This window comes from Pseudomonas sp. PDM13, from assembly GCF_025685765.1.
Lineage (GTDB): Bacteria > Pseudomonadota > Gammaproteobacteria > Pseudomonadales > Pseudomonadaceae > Metapseudomonas > Metapseudomonas solani.
This window is the reverse complement of the sequence record NZ_JAOTQU010000040.1, coordinates 18,214-36,555: the sequence shown is the minus strand read 5'-3', so window position 1 is coordinate 36,555 and position 18,342 is coordinate 18,214. Positions and strand designations below refer to the sequence as shown.

16 protein-coding genes are annotated in these 18,342 nt (G+C 62.7%); 11 read left to right on the top strand and 5 right to left on the bottom strand.

Going from position 1 to position 18,342, the window contains the following annotated elements:
- Positions 1-14: 14 nt before the first annotated feature.
- The 3 genes from OEJ36_RS28925 (at position 15) to OEJ36_RS28915 (ending at position 2,068) form a co-directional block, all read left to right on the top strand.
- Positions 15-971 carry a DMT family transporter gene (locus OEJ36_RS28925; RefSeq protein WP_263404431.1) on the top strand — a complete coding sequence of 319 codons (957 nt, stop codon included), beginning with the start codon at positions 15-17 and terminating at the stop codon, positions 969-971.
- Between the two features lie 216 nt (positions 972-1,187).
- A complete protein-coding gene (locus tag OEJ36_RS28920; protein WP_184491174.1) occupies positions 1,188-1,469 on the top strand; it encodes a hypothetical protein in 282 nt (93 codons plus the stop codon).
- Positions 1,470-1,591: 122 nt separating this feature from the next.
- Positions 1,592-2,068 carry a DUF488 family protein gene (locus OEJ36_RS28915; protein ID WP_263404430.1) on the top strand — a complete coding sequence of 159 codons (477 nt, stop codon included), beginning with the start codon at positions 1,592-1,594 and terminating at the stop codon, positions 2,066-2,068.
- On the opposite strand, the gene OEJ36_RS28910 is transcribed toward OEJ36_RS28915, so the two are convergent.
- On the bottom strand, positions 2,025-2,843 hold the full coding sequence (locus tag OEJ36_RS28910; RefSeq protein WP_263404429.1) for a hypothetical protein: 819 nt from the start codon (positions 2,841-2,843) through the stop codon (positions 2,025-2,027). The genes OEJ36_RS28915 and OEJ36_RS28910 overlap by 44 nt on opposite strands.
- 227 nt (positions 2,844-3,070) lie before the next feature.
- Here OEJ36_RS28910 and OEJ36_RS28905 point away from each other — a divergent pair, with 227 nt between their 5' ends.
- Positions 3,071-5,074, top strand: coding sequence for a peptidase U32 family protein (locus OEJ36_RS28905; protein ID WP_263404428.1), 2,004 nt, complete (start codon positions 3,071-3,073; stop codon positions 5,072-5,074).
- Between the two features lie 61 nt (positions 5,075-5,135).
- Here OEJ36_RS28905 and OEJ36_RS28900 read toward each other — a convergent pair whose 3' ends face one another.
- A complete protein-coding gene (locus OEJ36_RS28900) occupies positions 5,136-6,026 on the bottom strand; it encodes an oxygenase MpaB family protein (protein ID WP_263404427.1) in 891 nt (296 codons plus the stop codon).
- 84 nt (positions 6,027-6,110) lie between these two features.
- Here OEJ36_RS28900 and OEJ36_RS28895 point away from each other — a divergent pair, with 84 nt between their 5' ends.
- Positions 6,111-6,719 carry a TetR/AcrR family transcriptional regulator gene (locus tag OEJ36_RS28895; RefSeq protein ID WP_263404426.1) on the top strand — a complete coding sequence of 203 codons (609 nt, stop codon included), beginning with the start codon at positions 6,111-6,113 and terminating at the stop codon, positions 6,717-6,719.
- Positions 6,720-6,967: 248 nt separating this feature from the next.
- Here the strand turns inward: OEJ36_RS28895 and OEJ36_RS28890 are convergent, their stop codons facing one another.
- Positions 6,968-7,816, bottom strand: a complete 849-nt coding sequence (locus OEJ36_RS28890; protein ID WP_263404425.1) for a CAP domain-containing protein — start codon at positions 7,814-7,816, stop codon at positions 6,968-6,970.
- Between the two features lie 235 nt (positions 7,817-8,051).
- Between OEJ36_RS28890 and OEJ36_RS28885 the strand changes: the two genes are divergently transcribed.
- Positions 8,052-9,620 (top strand): hypothetical protein, encoded by a 1,569-nt coding sequence (locus tag OEJ36_RS28885; RefSeq protein ID WP_263404424.1) that lies wholly within the window; start codon positions 8,052-8,054, stop codon positions 9,618-9,620.
- 56 nt (positions 9,621-9,676) lie between these two features.
- On the opposite strand, the gene OEJ36_RS28880 is transcribed toward OEJ36_RS28885, so the two are convergent.
- On the bottom strand, positions 9,677-9,937 hold the full coding sequence (locus tag OEJ36_RS28880) for a hypothetical protein (protein WP_263404423.1): 261 nt from the start codon (positions 9,935-9,937) through the stop codon (positions 9,677-9,679).
- A gap of 662 nt (positions 9,938-10,599) precedes the next feature.
- On the opposite strand from OEJ36_RS28880, the gene OEJ36_RS28875 reads away from it, so the two are divergent.
- The 5 genes from OEJ36_RS28875 to OEJ36_RS28855 are packed head-to-tail and all read left to right on the top strand — an operon-like array spanning position 10,600 to position 17,312.
- Positions 10,600-11,901, top strand: a complete 1,302-nt coding sequence (locus OEJ36_RS28875; RefSeq protein WP_263404422.1) for a GTPase-associated system all-helical protein GASH — start codon at positions 10,600-10,602, stop codon at positions 11,899-11,901.
- The gene (locus OEJ36_RS28870) at positions 11,901-12,854 is read left to right on the top strand and encodes a TRAFAC clade GTPase domain-containing protein (RefSeq protein ID WP_317891609.1); all 954 of its coding nucleotides are present in this window, start codon (positions 11,901-11,903) and stop codon (positions 12,852-12,854) included. Before OEJ36_RS28875 ends, OEJ36_RS28870 begins: the two co-directional genes overlap by 1 nt.
- A 2-nt stretch (positions 12,855-12,856) precedes the next feature.
- Entirely contained in the window at positions 12,857-13,714 is an 858-nt protein-coding gene (locus OEJ36_RS28865; RefSeq protein WP_263404420.1) for a hypothetical protein, read from the top strand.
- Between the two features lie 4 nt (positions 13,715-13,718).
- Complete coding sequence (locus OEJ36_RS28860) at positions 13,719-16,181, top strand: effector-associated domain EAD1-containing protein (RefSeq protein WP_263404419.1); 2,463 nt, start codon at positions 13,719-13,721, stop codon at positions 16,179-16,181.
- Positions 16,182-16,211: 30 nt separating this feature from the next.
- Positions 16,212-17,312 (top strand): caspase family protein, encoded by a 1,101-nt coding sequence (locus OEJ36_RS28855; RefSeq protein WP_263404418.1) that lies wholly within the window; start codon positions 16,212-16,214, stop codon positions 17,310-17,312.
- 36 nt (positions 17,313-17,348) lie between these two features.
- Here OEJ36_RS28855 and OEJ36_RS28850 read toward each other — a convergent pair whose 3' ends face one another.
- On the bottom strand, positions 17,349-18,320 hold the full coding sequence (locus tag OEJ36_RS28850; RefSeq protein WP_236205184.1) for a helix-turn-helix domain-containing protein: 972 nt from the start codon (positions 18,318-18,320) through the stop codon (positions 17,349-17,351).
- Positions 18,321-18,342 lie beyond the last annotated feature (22 nt).

Below are 18,342 nucleotides of genomic sequence, written 5' to 3'. Positions count from 1 at the left end.
CAAGGAGACAGGCGATGAACACGCAGAACGTCATGGGCACACGCGAATGGGGCATGCTGGTGGCCCTTTCCATCCTCTGGGGCGGTTCGTTCTTCTTCGTCGGCATCGCCGTGAAGGAATTGCCCCCCTTCACCATCGTCATGGCCCGCATCGGCCTGGCCGCCCTCGCCCTCCTGGCCCTGGTGCACCTCATGGGCCTGCGGATGCCGCGCGATCCCCGCGTGTGGCTGGCGTTCTTCGGCATGGGGCTGCTCAACAACCTGATTCCCTTCTGCCTCATCGTCTGGGGCCAGACCCACATCGCCAGCGGCCTGGCCTCCATCCTCAACGCCAGCACGCCGCTGTTCTCGGTGCTGGTGGCGCACCTGCTGACCCAGGACGAGAAGATGACCGGCCGCAAGCTCGCCGGCGTGCTCATCGGCCTGGCCGGCGTCGCCACCCTGATCGGCCCCGCCGCGCTGTCGGGGCTCGGCAGCCATATCTGGGCACAGCTGGCGGTGCTCGGCGCCGCGCTGTCCTATGCCTTCGCCGGTATCTTCGGCCGCCGCTTCAAGGCCATGGGCGTGCCGCCGATGATCACCGCCACCGGGCAGATCAGCGCCTCGACCCTGCTGCTGATTCCCGTCGCCCTGCTGGTGGACCACCCCTGGACCCTGCCCCTGCCCGGCCCCGCCACCTGGGCCGCGCTGGCCGGGATCGCCCTGCTCTCCACCGCCCTGGCCTACGTGCTGTACTTCCGCATCCTCGCCAGCGCCGGCGCCACCAACCTGATGCTGGTGACCTTCCTCATCCCGGTCAGCGCCATCCTCCTCGGCGCCCTGGTGCTGGGCGAACAGCTGGAGGCCAAGCACTTCATCGGCATGGCCCTGATCGCCGCCGGCCTGGCCGCCCTCGACGGCCGCCTGGTCACCGCCCTGCGCCCGAAACCGCGCCACCCCGACCGCGACAGCTTCCTCGGCAAGGACATCTAGCCCTCCCGCCACTCACCAGGCCCCGGCGCGCGGGGCCTGGCAACCCAGCCGACACAAGGCTCGAATAATTCTGCAACTCACCCTCCGGCACCCGGTCTATGGTTATCAGCGATCGTCACGCCCGTTGCACAGCGGCCACAGAGCCGCGTCGCGCAGCGGTCGGCAGGATCGCGACCCCACTCAAGCCTGTCGTCTGCCGGACAAAGGAGTTGCCCCGTGAAGTGCTTGATCTGCGAACACGAAGCCAAGGCCCTGGAATCGGGCGGCCCCGGCCTCGCCCTGCGTTGTCGCGAGTGCGGCAGCTACCAGGTGGACGAACGCCTGCTGGCGCGCCTGCGCCTGAGCGGCGAAATCCTCGATGAACAGCAGGCCCGCACCCGCCTGCACTTCCGCCGCGCTGGCCACCAGGGCCTGCCGCTGCTGGACGCCGCCGACGCCGACCTGCTGCAACCGCGCCCGCTGATCCACGACTGGATCCGCGATATATCCAGTTGCTGAGGGCCTGTAGGACATCGACGCGCCCTAAGGGCCGCCCATCGTCGGCGAGCCCTGCTTCCAGGTTGCGGTGATATAGTCCGCCGCGATTTTGCGGCCAGGTCGGCACGGAAGCGGAGGACATCATGAATATCTACACAGCGGGTTATGAAGGCCTCTCCATCGATGCCTTCATCGCGCGCCTGCAAGAAGCCGGGATCGACAAGGTCCTCGACGTTCGTGAATACCCCCTCTCGCGCAAGCCGGGCTTCTCCAAGAAAGCCTTTGCCGAATGCCTGGCGAAAGCGGGCATCGCCTACGAGCACGAGCCCGCCCTCGGCTGCCCCAAGCCCGTACGCAAGCGCTACAAGGAAGATGGTGACTGGGCCGTCTATGAGCGTGGCTTCAATGCCTATATCGACACCCAGGACGAGCGGCTCCATGAGCTGCTCGCCGAAGTGCCCAGCCAACGGATCTGCATGGTCTGCTACGAAGCGGACGCCCGGTTCTGCCACCGCAACCTGATCGCCCAGCGCGCCCACAGCCTCGACGGCGCCCTGCAGGCCGTTCACCTCCCCCTCAAAGTAACGGCAGCTGCAGACCTATTCCCGGCTGTAGCCTAGGCGGATAGATCAGGCTGACGATCAGCCACTGGCCTGGGAAACGGTGCATGTTGCCCATCAGGAACATCAGGTCCTGACGTGGTAGATCCCTTTCGAGCTTTTTCCTGAAGGGCACCTCCCAGCCGGAGCCGTGACTTCGGCGCACCTTCCGGTACAACTCGCAGGCCTCCCAATCCGAAATCTTGTGGGTATGGCTGACCACCTGCCCGCCGACCATGCACTCGTAGTGGTAGTAGAAATCGAACGGCACCTTTTCCAGGCGCTTGATGCTGGCAACCTCGTCCTCATCGAACAGGCTGGCCTGGCGCTGCATTTGCTCCAGCTTCTCCAGCTCCTCGGCCGTCCACTGCTCGGTGCCCGCCTTGCGAATCTGCAAGCCGGTTATCCGTGCAGGCCTCAACAACCCCAGGGTGGTACCGTCCCTCAACCGCGCCTGCTCCAGCGCCTCGAAGCTCTCGTATAGCGGTAACTTCTCCAGCTGGCGCCTGCGCTGCAGCCAATCACCAGCGGGCAGCGTTTCCTGGGGCTGGATGGTGTCTACGCCTATCTTGTGGCTCTCAGGGCGGTGGTCTTGGGTACTCTTTTCGATACCGGCTTCGATCCACTGCCACTTGGCGAACTGCTGCTCCTCGCCAATGAGGCGGAACGGCACGGGGAACAAGCGGATCAACGCGCCGTGCTCATCCATGCCCGCCACGCAGGAGGTCTCGGCATAAGTGGCACTAGGGCTGGGGTAGGTCTTGCAGAGGATGAGGATGCGAGCCTTTCGTCTCATGGGGGCAACTCCTTTTGTCCAGCTGACTACTCTAGACATCGCCCCTAGCCGGAACCAGGCAACACCGCCGCCGCTCCAGGCTCCGTTTTCCCATTACAGGGGCAGGATCAACAGCGCGAGCGTGCAGGCGTTTGCGGCCATCCCGCTATTCGTCGCCGGACCGGGTGCCGAGCGGGCACCGGACCGGTACAATTCGCGCCCTGCACCGTGCCGGAAGCCTTTTTGCCATGTCCCTACCCAAACACCACCTCGAACTGCTCAGCCCTGCCCGCGATGTACACATCGCCCGCGAGGCCATCCTGCATGGGGCCGACGCCGTCTACATCGGCGGGCCGAGCTTCGGCGCGCGGCACAACGCCTGCAACGAGGTGGCCGATATCGCCCAGCTGGTGGAGTTCGCCCGGCGCTTCCATGCCCGCGTGTTCGTCACCATCAACACCATCCTCCACGATGACGAGCTGGAGCCTGCGCGCGCGCTGATCCACCAGTTGTACGACGCCGGCGTCGACGCGCTGATCGTCCAGGACATGGGCGTGATGGAACTGGACATCCCGCCGATCGAGCTGCACGCCAGCACCCAGACCGACATCCGCACCCTGGAGCGGGCCAAGTTCCTCGACCAGGCTGGCTTCTCCCAGCTGGTGCTGGCCCGCGAGCTGGACCTCAAGCAGATCCGCACCATCGCCGACCACACCGACGCCGCCATCGAGTTCTTCATCCACGGCGCCCTGTGCGTGGCCTTCTCCGGCCAGTGCAACATCTCCCACGCCCAGACCGGCCGCAGCGCCAACCGCGGCGACTGCTCCCAGGCCTGCCGCCTGCCCTACACCCTGAAGGATGACCAGGGCCGCGTCGTCGCCTTCGAAAAACACCTGCTGTCGATGAAGGACAACAACCAGAGCGCCAACCTCAGCGCCCTGGTGGACGCCGGCGTGCGCTCCTTCAAGATCGAAGGGCGCTACAAGGACATGGGCTACGTGAAGAACATCACCGCCTACTACCGCCAGCGCCTGGACGGCATCCTGGAAAACCGCCCGGACCTGGCCCGCGCCTCCAGCGGCCGCACCGATCACTTCTTCGTGCCCGACCCGGACAAGACCTTCCACCGTGGCAGCACCGACTACTTCGTCACCGACCGCAAGATCGACATCGGCGCCTTCGACTCCCCCACCTTCACCGGCCTGCTGGTGGGCAACGTCGAGAAGGTCAACAAGCGCGACCTGCTGGTGGTGACCCAGGAGCCCCTGTCCAACGGCGACGGCCTCAACGTGCTGGTCAAGCGCGAAGTCGTAGGCTTCCGCGCCAACATCGCCGAGCCCAAGGGCGAGTTCGAGGAAGACGGCGAGAAGCGCTACCGCTACCGCGTCGAACCCAACGAGATGCCCGAGGGCCTGTTCCGCCTGCGCCCCAACCACCCGCTCTCGCGCAACCTCGACCACAACTGGCAGCAGGCCCTGCAGAAGACCTCGTCCGAGCGCCGCATCGGCCTCTCCTGGGTCGCCAAGCTGCGTGAAGAGCGCCTGGAGCTGAGCGCCACCAGCGAGGAAGGCATCACCGCCAGCGTCGCCCTGGAAGGCCCCTTCGGCGCCGCCAACAAGCCCGAGCAGGCCCTCGAACAGCTGCACGACCTGCTCGGCCAGCTGGGCACCACCCAGTACCACGCCGACGCCGTGGAGCTGGACGCGCCCCAGGCCTTCTTCATCCCCAACTCCCAGCTCAAGGCCCTGCGCCGCGAAGCCATCGAGGCACTGACCGCCGCCCGCGTAGCCGCCCACCCGCGCGGCGGCCGCAAACCCGTCGCCGTGCCGCCGCCGGTGTACCCGGAAGCGCACCTGTCGTTCCTCTATAACGTCTACAACCAGAAGGCCCGCGACTTCTACCACCGCTATGGGGTGCAGCTGATCGATGCCGCCTACGAGGCGCACGAGGAAGCCGGTGAAGTGCCGGTGATGATCACCAAGCATTGCCTGCGCTTCTCCTTCAACCTCTGCCCCAAGCAGGCCAAGGGCGTGACCGGCGTGCGCACCAAGGTGGCACCGATGCAACTGGTGCACGGCGACGAAGTGCTGACCCTGAAGTTCGACTGCAAACCCTGCGAAATGCACGTGGTGGGCAAGATGAAGGGCCACATCCTCGACCTGCCGCAACCCGGCAGCGCCGCAACCCAAGTGGTCGGCCACATCAGCCCCGACGACCTGATGAAAACCATCCGCAACCGCGCCCCGCACTAAGGCCCCGCCCAACCACGCCACCCCTGTAGCCCGGGCTTCAGCCCGGGAACGGTGAAGCCCATCAAGCCCCGGGACTCTGTTGCTCTGCAGGGGCAGCCAGGCGCGCACGCCGTATCGCCCGTCGCGCCCGGGGGAAATAGCCCCACTCCCCGGGCAGCACACGCCAGGCCAGCCGCAGGAACCCGGCGAGCAGGCGCAACCGGCGCTGGTCCGACGCCGTCCAGCGCAGCCCCAGCCGCTCCCGCAACACCGGCGGCAAGGTGCCCCGCGCCACCCAGCGCACGCCGCCCACCAGCACCGGCTGCAGGCACCACCACAGCGGGCCGCGCATCCAGGGATAAGGCGCCTGCAAGCGCCCGGTCGAGCCGAAGTACCAGGCGGTGATCTCCGTCGGCTGGAGGCGCTGCTCCAGCATCCGCTGCCAATAACCCTGGAAGGCGACGTAGCTCTCCGGCACCTGCCCCATCGGCAACCCATAGAGGGCATACCAGTGGATGGACTCCTGGTAGAGGCGCTCGCATTGCTGTTCGTCCAGGGGCGCGCCGAGCCATTGTTGCAGGGCGATCTGCGCCTCGAAGAAGGTCGCGTGGGCCCAATAGAACAGCTCGGGGCTGAGGGCGTGGTAGGGCCGCCCCTCCCCGTCCTGGCCCTTGATATCGCGATGGAAGGAGCGCACCTGCAAAGCGGTGCCGGCAGCCTGGCCACCGTCGTAGACCACACCGAGGATGGGCGGGATGGAGCGCAGCAGGCGGTTCCAGGGGTTGGCGAACAGGTCGGAATGCTGCAGCACGCCGGCGGCCAGGCCCGGGTGCATGTTCTGCAGGATGCCGGTGCGCCCGATCAGCAGCAGGCCGCGCAGGTCGCCGAAGTAGCGCCAGGTCAGTGAATCCGGCCCCAGCGGGCTCGGCGGGACGGGTGGATGGGCGGGCTGGGCGAGGTCTGGTGCGTGCATGGAAGCGGCTCCGGCAAGGGCTTGGAAACGCCCTCACGCTAATGCGACTATCCGCTCGCATTCAATTCGCGTCCGGAGCCCGCCATGCGCAAGCAGCCCCGCCAGCAACGCTCGCAACAGATGGTCGCCGACCTGGTGGAAGCCTGCGCCCGGGTCATCGCCCGCGAGGGCCTGGCACGCCTGAGCACCAACCTCATCGCCGCCGAGGCCGGGGTCAGTGTCGGTTCGCTCTATCAATACTTCGCCAGCAAGGAAGCCCTGGTCGAGGCCCTGCTCGACCGCATGAGCCAGGCGTTGGCCGGCGTGGTCCGCGACAACGCCACGGCCTTGCTGGCGGACGACGTGCACACCGCCGTGGAGCGCCTGCTGCAGGCGGTATTCGCATTCATCGACCGCAACGCCAGCCTGCACCTCGAACTGGCGCGCCACTGGCAGGACTTGCGCACGCTGAAGGTGGTCGACGAAATGGAGCGGCACCTGTTCGACTTCTGCCGCCTCTACCTGCTGCGCCACCTGCGGGAAATCCCCATCGACAACCCGCTGCCCACGCTCTACGTCGTCATCAACAGCGCGCTGATGACCATCATCCGCTTCATGAGCCACCCCCATCCGCCGCTCACCCGCAGCGAACTGATCGGCGCCTTGAGCGACATGTTCGCGGCCTATATGGCCAGCCTGGCCAAGGCGAAGTAAGGGCTATGCCCAGACAAGCCACTAAAAAGCATCAGCGCTGCCAAGGCCGAAAGCTCTTGTAGCCTGGGCTTCAGCCCAGGAATCGATGCGCACAAAACTCCCGGGCTGAAGCCCGGGCTACGCCCTGTGACGATGCGAATCAAGAGCAGGACGAACACGAGCCGTAGGGTGTGCCGTGCGCACCTCCGCACGGTGCTTCCGGCGGGCTCCCCTACTTGCAACGCCGCGATGGCAACGCAGTTAGGTTTTCACGGAGCGCCCAGCAGCAGCGTCCAATACTCCCCACCCGCCTTCGCCGCCGGCGACTGGGCGCCGCCCAGGTCGGTGAACAGCGGGCTCATCAACCGCGAGCATTCCTCCGGGCTGGCCAGCCAACCCTGCACCGCGCTGGCCGCCGAGCCCATGCCGGCGGCGATGCTCTCCGCCACCCGCGTACCCCCATAGCCGGCACTGCGCGCCCGGTCCGCCGGCGCGCTGCCGTCGGTGCCCTGGTGGGCGAAGAAGCCGTTGAGCGCCATCGACTGGCTGTGGTTGGTCGCCGCCACTCCCAGGGCCTCGTTCCAGCGCAGCGGCGGCGCGGAGGCGAAGGGCTCGTTGCCGCACAGGCGCGGCTGCGCCCGCGCTGCGTTCACCTGCTCCAGCAGCATCGGCCCCTGCAAAGGCCCGGCGGCCAGGGCCGCGCTGCGCAACGGCCGCGCAAAGGTCACCCGCCACACCGGCCCCGCCTGGCTCACGCCCACATCGACGAACTGCGGGTTCAGCAGCACATCGCAGTACCCCAGCAACGCCTTGAACGCCGCCTGGGCATCGGCCGGGCCGGTGAGGCGAATGGTGCGCACATCCCCCGGCCGGTAGCCGGATTGCTCCAGCGCCGCGCGCCAGGTTTCGCCATTACCGGTGGGCAGCACCAGGCGCGGGTCGCTGGCCAAAGGCGTAAGCGCAACGGTGGGCTGGTTGCCGCAGTTCTGCGGCTGGGCGCGGTAGGCATTGATGGCATCGACCAGCACCGCCTCCTCGGCGGCGGAAGCACCGGTGGCGAGCAACAGGCCGAGCAGGAAAGCGAACGGACGGATAGGCAAGGCAGCAAATGGGCGCATGGTTCGAGCCTCATATAAAGGAAGTCGGGCAACCACGGCGCCAGCCCGGTGCCACGGCACACGGGGTTCGCAAGCCCGTGAAGGTTGGAACCGCAACGGCGCCGCCGAGTTCAGCGGCGCCCGGCGGTTGCGACAGTTGAACCGCCCGCTACTACAGTTACCCGCGCAGCGCAGGTTGGGCAGTACACGCACTGCTCCATCCCCCCACAGGGATTTTCATCATGGAGGATTACCTATGAGCCTTTCACTCTCCAACACCCTCGCCGTCACACCCGGCGAAGCCGCCCGAATCCGCCGCTTCAAACTCCGCCTCAGCCTGCCGGGCCACAATATCGGCGGCGACTGGCTGTGCCAGGCCGTCAACGACGCCGAGGCGTATAAATCCTATTGCTGCACCGGCAGCCGGCCACTCACCTTCACCTGGCAAACCCTCTCGGACGGCCTCAACTACCTGCAGGCCGACAATGGCTACTGGCTGTCCTGGGAAACCACGGCCAACTGCCTCTACCTGTCGTACAAGATGAACGCCGCCGCCTGGAAGCTGGAAGGCGGCCGGCTGATACGCGTCAGTGACGGCGCGGTGGTTTCACGCCCCGCGAAGCAGAACTGGCCGCTGGCAACCATGCACTTCCTCATGGCGCTGCCCGAAAACGAATGGGCGCTCACGGTCGAGTTGGTGGAAGAGCCCATTCCACCCCTGGTCAAGCTGCTGGAATACCTCACCCCGGTCGTCCCGCTCAGGCACCGCCCGGTGGCGGACCCTGACCGCTACCTCTACTCCGTACCGCCCAGCGGCTACCTCGACACGCTTGCCAAGGCCCAGTCGTACGCCGGCAGGAACGCCGCCTTCTTCGCCCTGCGCCAGCCGGTGCAAGGGGAAGACACCCTGCCGATCTACCTGCTCCAACTGCCGGCCTCGCCCACCCACCCGACCAGCTTCAAGCTGTCCCCGAAGAAAGAAGACGGTGAATACCGCCTGCCCACCGAGAACACCACGGGCGCGCCCAACTTCCACGCCTTCGCCATCAATGCCAAAGACCCCTTCCTGCACCTGGTCTACGAGCACACGGCAGCCTTCGGTGACGGCAAGCTGCGCTACATCTACGACTTCATCGAAGAAGCCCATGAAGGCTGGGGCCCCGGCGTCGCCGTATTCCGCGCCGCCACCGTCGATGAGGCCCACGCCGCCCTGTCCACCTCCACCGGCGCCCAGTCGGCAAGAGGCTACGCGGTCGAATGGTTCAACGAGCACGGCGAGCACCTGGCCAAGCTGTTCGACAAGGTCGGCAAGCAGGACGTCAGCAAGGAACTGATCGGCGCCTACCAGAACCAGGTGACCGGCCTGCCCGACATCCGCTACGTCAGCATCGGCGCCGGGCTGCATGGCGGCTACGGCCTGGGCACCGTGGGCGTCGAATCCGGCGGGTTCTGGCCCCTGAACGAATTCGGCAACGTGCCCGCCAATACACCGCTGGCGGACTACAGCGTCGAATGGGTCACCTTCGGCGGCGCAACGGGGCTGGATATCGGCGGCAGCATCGACGCCTGCGCGGTCGGGGTCTGGTACGGCGAAGTGGACCAGATCAACGGCGCCTGCAACGGCGTGACCATCTCCGCGCAGTTCATCGGCGGCATCTCGGTCAACCTGCTGTGGGACGGCAGCTGGCAAGGCGCCAACCAAAGCCCCCACCCGATCGGCGTCACCGTGGTAATGGCCCTCGGCCCGGAAGCCGGCGCCGGCATCTTCTACAACGCCAGCGCCACGCAGTTCTGGAACCGGCGCTCCGACTTCCCGGACATCTGATCCACACCAACGCTGCGCCGCCGCAATGGCAGCGCAGCGCCCTGCCCCGCTGTCTATCAGGGCACCTGGCGCCCCAAGGGCAGTCCGACCATCTCCACCAGCCGCAGGTAATCCTCATAGTTGCTGCGCGACAGGTGGATCACCGCATCCATCAACGCACCCTCCCGGTAACCATCGAGAAACGGCCCCGGCACGCCATCGTGCAGGGACACGTTCTCCAGAATCACCTCGGCGATCACCAGGGTGGTATGCAGGCGTGCATCCAGGCCCTGGACCAGTTGCCGGAGGCGGCGTTGTTCGTGAGTGATATCGCTCATGCCGAAACCTCCCCGTGGGTGGGAAGGATGGGGGGCGGGGCTGAGCGGTAGAGAATGAGGGGGGTGAATGCGTCGTGCATGGCGAATAGTCCTTTGCTGAGGCTCATCAGCTGCCGCCATTCGCTGTCATTCAAAAGGCGGCAGATCGCGCAGGGTTGACAGACCGGGCAAAGGAGCCGGCAGACCGCAAGGGTCTCCCCACGCGATCTGCCATAGAGCAGAGCAGTTATGAAAACTGCATGCGTACAAAGGCCTGCAAAAAACGTCCGCCGTTTTTCGCATGCACCTTGGTGGCGCAATCGCGCCTTTGCTGCGGGCTGTCAAACCCGGCCACGGGACTTACCGTGGCGGGTGCAGGATAAGGATGAGGGGGCGGGAGGGCAAGGGAGGTCGACGGCCAGAAGCGGACCGTCATCTTTGTATCGCTTTTGGCTCTCGGTGTCGGTTCCTAAGTGCGAGACTCCGGCCCTTTAATCCGAGAAACCGCTGGAGGCACCAGTACACGCGCGATGCTTTTACAGCATGTTCTATGCAGTCGCGCGAGGGGCGCCATGGTCACGATGATGTCGCATTGCCCTCGCGACAGATGGGGATTTAGTATTGGGTTTAGACCTCTGCCCAGTGGTGGCTGGGGCCCTGATCAAGGAAGAGATTAAGCTAGTATGAGCGACCAAATCCTACTTCGTTTTCTGAGTGCAGGTCTGATAGATGTAGGCGGCGATGATGCCAAACTCGGTAAGCTTCGAGAGACTGCTTCTGACCTAGCTGCTTCGTTACAAAAGACTCCATCGAAGACCTCCTCGTTTGCCCTGATTGCCTTTGATCCTGCATCACCCGAGGATGACCCAGTCATCACAGAGGTTTGTAATGCGCTAAGGAAGCGCTGGCCCACCTACATCAACACCTTTTCTGGTACGCCCCTGTTGGTGCTGCGGGCTCTGCTGCTCGATGCCCTCGTTCAGGCTGCCAGCGACGAAAGGGTGGGGGTCGCGTTTGTTACGTCAGCTCGCAATGCGCTGCCCTTTATCGAAGCCGGTAACGAGCAGAGCATCTGGGCAGAGGCTGTGCTCGAAATAGAGAGGCGAGTTGACGCTCGGGCGGAGGCCGAGTGGGCGACCCCCGAGTCGATTCATGTGCCACATATGAAGTACTCGGCCCCATCCCCAATCGAGATTTCGCTGCCTGAAGTGGGCATTGAAGCTGACAATCTGGCAGAGGAATTGGCTGCGGCTACATATGCACCAACCAACCCCCATTCAAACCGTAACGACCCGCATAGCTGGGGAAAACAATTTGGCAGATTGGCAGGAGACGCCATTGCCGATTCGCTTAATGCGGCATTGGAAAGCCTTCAGTTTGAACCGATCAACATTACAGAGCCGCTAAAGGCCCTTTCGGAAGCAGTGACAACTCATGTTGGGGATACGCTGAAGCTTGTAAGTGCGGCGACTGCTGGCCTGCAGCGAAGAACCAATCTGATTTGGTGGAAAGAGACCCTGTACTCGCCTAGCGCTCGCGTCAGCTATCGCACACTTCCAGCATCGACTGTGGGAGCGCTGATGGCTTTGGACCTACACCAGCAAGTGCCCACCTTCTCCCCCGTCAGCGTGGCCGCTTTTCTCAGCGAGACCGTACTGAGCCTGACCTCCGTGGATCCAGAGAACAATCTGTCTTTGCGTGAGCTCGTTGGTGAAGCAGTCAAATCAGCAGAGCTGAGCCCGTTGCGGACGGTTGCGCGGCAACTTATCCCGCAGCCAGGTGGGCGAGGTCCTATTTTGTCTTTGCTTGCAGAGGATGAGGGTACTTTTGCGATGAACGACACCCAGTTCCGCGCGAGGGTCGGTGTACCTGCTGACGCGGCACTGACCATCTCTGAGTGGGCCGCTTGGATTTTCAGGGAGTTGCAAGCAGCTCGGGCTACGCGAGAGGTCGTGAAGGCTAAGAAGCCAGGAACTAAAGACTGATGAATGCTTGCTTGCGCCCCTCATGCTTTGCCCCTGATTGCAGCTGCGATTTGGGCTATGTGAACCACACCAAATGCCCTACCTGGGGGAAGGGGGAAGAGGTTGCCCCGGCATCTGCGATGGTGGATGCCAATAGCCTGCTGCTTCCTTGGTCGGGAAGCGCGCTAGGCCTAGCTGATTTGGGCTTTGTCGCAGGTCCAGGAAAGCCACTGGTTGTTGCAGTAGTAGGGCCGCAGAACGCAGGCAAGACCACGCTACTTGCAGCTTGGTACCTGCTTATCGGGCGCGGTCTCGCTTGCTCTGAGAAACGCCGCTTTGCCGGCTCTTACTCATTAGCGGGTTGGGAAGCACTGGCAGGCTCACTACGATGGAATCCAGGTTATCCCCCAATTTTTCCGCCTCACACCACGAGCCGAGGCGGTAGAGCCCCAGGTCTCTTGCATGCCTCGTTTAGAAATGGCTCAGGTGATGCCCGCGGCTACCTGTTTACCGACGCCCCGGGCGAGTGGTTCCAAAAGTGGTCTTTGAACCGAGATGCGCCTGATGCCGAGGGCGCGCGCTGGGTGGCAGTACATGCAGATGTGTTATTGCTGATTGCTGATCGCCAAGCACTTGCCGGAGAAAACAAGGGATCAGCCCGCAGCTCACTTCAGATGCTGGCTCGTCGATTGGCAGCGGAGCGTGCTGGCCGCCCGGTCGCGCTCGTTTGGACCAAAGCTGATGTGTCCATCGCGCCTGAGATTGAGGCGGCAGTCCGCGATGCAGTGCTGAAGCTGATGCCGGATGCGCATGAATTTTCGGTCAGCGTCTCTAAATCATGTGACAACGAGAACAAGGGGCAGGGGCTGCTCGAGCTGCTCGATTGGACCCTTACTATCCGGCGAGCTCATCTTTCCTTGCCACCGCCCCAGACGGCTATCTCGGATCTTCTGTTCATGTTTGGAGTGAAGTAACCATGAGCGCTAGCGATAACTCGATCCTGCTCATCGGTGAGTCAGGTGTCGGCAAAACCCACTATGGTGCCCAGCTTCTAAACCGCCTAATGAATGGTGCGGGCAAGCTGCGTATGGATGGGGCTGCGACGAACCTTGAGCCTTTCGAATCCGCTCTGGGGCGTCTGAACGAGGGCCTTCCCGCAGACCACACGCCTACCACCACCTACGTTGATAGCTTGTGGCCAATCAGCGATGAGAACGGCCTGAAGGCCGAGTTGGTATGGCCTGATTATGGCGGCGAGCAGATTAAGGCTATGTCCTCGACCAGACGAATTCCCGCTGCTTGGCACGATCGTGTTGTAGCCACGCCGGCTTGGCTATTGCTGATTCGCCTTCAGCAAACTCGAGTGAGTGAGGACATCTTTTCCCGGCCCATGAGCGATATCACCGGTGCAAACGTCGATAATGGCGAGGTTCAGGTGTCCGATCAGGCGCGCCTCATCGAGCTGCTCCAGATGCTTCTTTACATCCGAAATGAAAGCACCACGAAGCCGCTGATAAGCCCTCGCCTAGGTGTGCTTCTGAGCTGTTGGGATGAGCTCGGCGCTGGCGAGCTCGAGCAGCCACCTGCGCAAGTCTTAGAACGCAGGCTGCCTATGTTCTCCAACTTCATTCACAGCGTTTGGGCTGAGCCTTTGGTGCTGGGCCTGTCCGCTTTGGGGCGAGCGCTCACGCCCAACAACAGTGACATGGACTACATCGCTCAAGGCCCCGAGCACTTTGGCTATGTGGTGCTGCCGAATGGACAGCACACTCCAGATCTCACCCAACCCATCCAATCCCTCTTGGCGGCTAGCGCTTTAAAAGTGGCGGGGTAATGCTGTGAGAGTTGAGCAGGCCGTTTTTGGTGAGGCGCTTGGCGGGCACGCTCTTCGGTTGGCCAGTGACACCACGTGCATTCCGCCGGAACTTGCGGCACGTCTGGACCTGCCTGATACCGCACCGCCGGGGGTCGTATGGTCTCCCTACGTGAGCGGCTTTGTGCTTGGTGAGTGGTATGTTCTGGCGCGCACCTTTGCAGATCCTGCTGCAAGCAGGTCTGGCATGGTCATCTCGCATGCTGTCTTGGCTCCGCTCCAGGAAGTGATCTACTGGACTAATCTGAGGCCGCTATTTGCGCTTCTTATTGACTCCCCCATGCCTCCGAATGCGCTTACCTCGATTGACCTGACACCCTCGCAGACGGTGCCAAGCTCTACGCCAGAATTGATTGCTATGGCGCAAGCGCTGGTTGCTCGTGGAAAAGGACCTATTGTGAGGATCGGTCTTGACGGGTGCGAGGAGCTGATAACGGCTCTATGGGCCAATTGCTGGCCAGCCATCCGCGCCCGCTTTGCTTTTCGGCTCAGCTTTGGTCCGCATGATGTTGTTGAGTCGCCTGAGCCTACAATTGTGTGTTCACCGCTGGTGCTAGCGGCACGGTGGGGAGGATATCGCATTGTGGGGGCTGACAGCTCAAGTGCCATAACGCGTGCTGCGGCCATGCTCAGTGGTAGTGCTGAGGCTGCACCCATCCTGCGCTATGCGCAGGAAATCGGAGCTCAGCTAAAGCAGTTTTCGGACCTGCCTATGCTCGAGCGCGCCTTTGACGCAGGCACCTCGGTGAACCCGATTTTTGCGCAGTGCTTAGTGACCATTCGATTGGTGGAGCGATTGTCCCCCGATCGCTCGGTTGGGGTAACGGCGAAAGAAGTACTGATCGAGAAATTTTTGCTGCAGCTAAGCAACGCGTCCGTGGCGGAGGTCTTGCAGCTGCGAAATCTAGTTGCAGATGGCTTTGCTTCCTCAAACAGGATATGGGCTGCCCTACAGTCCTGGGCAGCAAAACATAAATTCGAGCCCCAAGAAGATGCGCAGATGCTTTCTGCCATCAATGATGCGCTTTCCATGTCGGATGCGCTCGAGTCGTGGCGCAAATCGATTATCGCAGGTATCTGCGAGGCCTCAAGTAGGGCTGATAGTGAGTTCCCTACTGCATTCTGGCGCTGGGCAGTAGAGCGTGGCGACATCCTGCAGATCCTTTCCAAGTACCTGCCAATAGAGAGTGCTTTGGAGGGTCGGCTCGTCGATGCTGCACCTGTGAAAATGACTGAGGTTGTTGGCGATGTCGTGATGCGGATCGCCAAGCAGAAACATTGGTTTGCACTTCACGGCGCTGCTGCAGGTGCATGCCTTGCAGCTAGGGCTGCAGTCGATTGCCAGCTCTCGATCGATGTGGTGATGGAGTATCTCGACGGCCTTCGGGCCGCTTTACGTTCTGTGGCCCCCACACAGTTGCTTGAAGTTGTTCTGGCTGTAGAGGAACCGCGGCTACTGCTTATTGGTGCGGAGCGAATCGCTAAGAACCCCGAGCTTTTGAGCGACGTCAACGTTGCTACAGCTCGGGTACAAGAGCTTTGGCTCAAGGTGCTAGACCTCAATGCAGCAGCATGGGTGGGCCTGAGGGAACCACAGCAAGCATTCTTCTGCCTCCTGCAGAATCTGTTAGAGGGGCGTGCAACTAACCGCAAGTTGATTACCGTGCTCTCTACAACACCTCTGGCTGATCTCAGCGAGTATCCGCACGTAGCGGAGGTCTGGGGACGGTTTCACGAGCCTGCTCTTGATAATTTTCTGCGCGCGACTAGCTTGGGTTGGCTCAAGCGTGCTGCAGAGGGGAGCATCTCGACGCCTGATGCACGACTCCAGACCTTCATTATTGCTGGCTCTGAGTTGTACCGAACTCTCGAGGGGCTGACACCTCCTGGGATCTGCATCCAAATCATGGCGACCTTGACCCAGTTCAGCGAGTTGCGACTTATTCGGTGGCTCGATGCTGGGACCTGGGGGAGTAGTCTTCTGTCGATGTCAGAGGCCGAGGCGCTAGGTCACATGATCTTGAGGCGTAATTGGGGGACGGCTGCAAGTAAGCTGGTTAAGCTTATGCGCTCAGGCCGGAGCGATGTAAGACCAGCGCTACGAGTTTGCCTAGAGCTGCTGGGAACGATCGATCGCTGGAAGGTGAAGTTCTCGTCGCACTCAGCGCAGGATGACTGGGACTGCCTGGAAGCGGTAGCCGTAGACCTATATCCAGAAGGGCCTGACCACGAAGAGCTATGGAGTCGTGCGGGCGGTCGCAATGCTGACCTGCGACATAGCGGAAGTGGTCGAAATCGGTGGCGCTACGCGCTTGCCCAAATCAGAAAAGGAAAAGGGCTCCACGTCAGTGCCCTGCTGAAAGAGATGCGGCATGATTATCCGTCTAACGAGCTCCTCAAAGAGCTAGTGAGCGACGCTCGCTTTTGACATGCCTACAAGTGGAGCAATGGAGTAAGGATGAATACGGTAGAGGTAGTTGAGGTGGCCGAGAAGACGTCTTTTCCGGGTGGGCATGCGTTGGTTATTGCTGTTGCAGATTATGCGCAGGTCAATCCGCTGCCTCCTTCTGTTCTCAATGACGCCCAAGATATTGTCGCCACGCTAACCTCTGCAGCGCACTGCGGTTACGCGCCGCAGAACGTCAAGCTGCTACTGGACAACCAAGCGACACTGGAAGCTATTCGTCAAGAGCTCGAAGCGCTTGTAGCTCGCGCCCAATCGAGCGATACCGTTCTGATTTTCTTCTCTGGCCACGGAACTCGGCTGGGGGATGAAAGCGCTCTGGTGCCCTTTGATTGCGACACACGCTGTATCGCTCAAACCACACTGTCGGAGCAGGAGTTCTCAGCTGCGCTCGCACGTATTAAGGCTGAGCGTCTCGTTGTCCTGCTTGACGCATGCCATGCCGGTGCCGCCGCGAGCCTCAAGAGCGCCAGCGCTGCCCTGGACCTTGGCTTCAATGAGAAATCGCTCAGCCAATTGGCTCAAGGTACCGGGAGGGTAATGATCGCGTCGTCCCGGGCTTCGGAGTACTCGCATGTGTTGGGCGGGGCGCGCAACAGCCTCTTTACCGAGCACTTGCTGGGGGCTTTACGGGGTGAGGCACGTACTCATGGCGATGGGTTGGTACGAGTCTTCGAGGTGTTCAATCACGTCAGCGAAAGAGTGCGTCAGGTCATGCCAGACCGGCAGCACCCTATCTTCAAAGCGAGCGATCTGGAAGACAACTTTCCGGTTGCGCTCGAGCTAGGGGGAGTGAAACGCCTCGATGCCACATCTGCTCCAGCAGAGGGTGGCAAGGTTTGGCGCCAACTCGAAGAAATTCTGTCGGATCTGTATCCGGCAGGGCCTCAGGATCAAGATGTTTGGTTACGCGCATGTGGCGATATCTCCCGATTGCGTTTGGGGGCTACTGGTCGCGCTAACTGGTTCGCTGCTCTTCGCTCGCTACGGCAAGGCGGCGGTGGGTCTGGAATAAGTCAAAACTCATTAATCGACACGGCTTTGCAGGATTTTCCGCATCACCAAGAGCTAACCAGACTTGCCAGCGGCAGTTAATAGCCAAAAGCAACCACAAATAAACGAGACCCGCACCTACCTCTCCCCCACCTCCCCCCTCACCTCACTCGGCGTCCTCCCATACCTCGCCTTGAAGCTCCGCGCGAAATGCGCCTGGCTCGAATAGCCGTGCCGGTAGGCCACCTCACTGATATCCAGGCCATTGGCCTGCGGGCTGCTGAGCAGGCGGTGGGCGAGTTCGAGGCGGCGCTCGGCGATGTAGCGGCTGGGCGAGCCGCCTTCCTGGGCGAACAGGCGGGTGAGGTGGCGCACGGAGATGCCGATGCCCTGGGCGACGCGTTCGCAGCTGAGGGCCGGGTCGCCCAGTTGTTCGGCGATCAGGCGTTTGGCGGCCAGTAGATAGGAGGCGCCCTGGGCGCTGACGCGGTGTTCGCCGGTGCTGCCGGCGATGATGCTGGAGAGCAGCTCCAGGGCGTCGTCCTCGAAGTGCTCGGCCTCGCGGTTGGCGGGGCGCTGGAAGAAGCCCTGGGTGCGCTCGCAGAGGGTGCGGGTGAGCAGGCGTTGCAGGCGGGTTTCCGCGCCCACCTTGAGCGGGCCGTCGAGGCGGCCGAGGCAGCGTTCGCCGAACAGGTCCTGGGGGATGTCGAAGATGAATTGGCGCATGGCGCCGGAGAAGCCGAACAGGTAGGGCTTGTCGGTGCGGTAGATGATCATCTCCCCCGGCTCCAGCAGGGTGCAGCCTTCGCCCTGGTAGAAGAACGAGCGGCTTTCCTGCACCAGGGAGACGAACACCGATTCCTTGGGCACCGAGCGGATCATCGAGCAGTCCCGCTCCACCACGTGCTGGTTGCCGCGTACCAGGGCCAGGCTCATGGCGCCCAGTTCGAGGTTGGACTGCGAGGCGGCCAGGCCGCCGTCGGCGTAGGAGGAGCATTTGAGGCCGACGAGGATGGAGGCGTTGTACTGCTCCCAGAACCTCAGCCGCTGTTCGACCGGGATGTCGCAGGTACTGGCTCGCCGGGTCTCGAGCAAGGCGGGTGTGGTCATTCTTATTGTTCTCGTGGGTCGC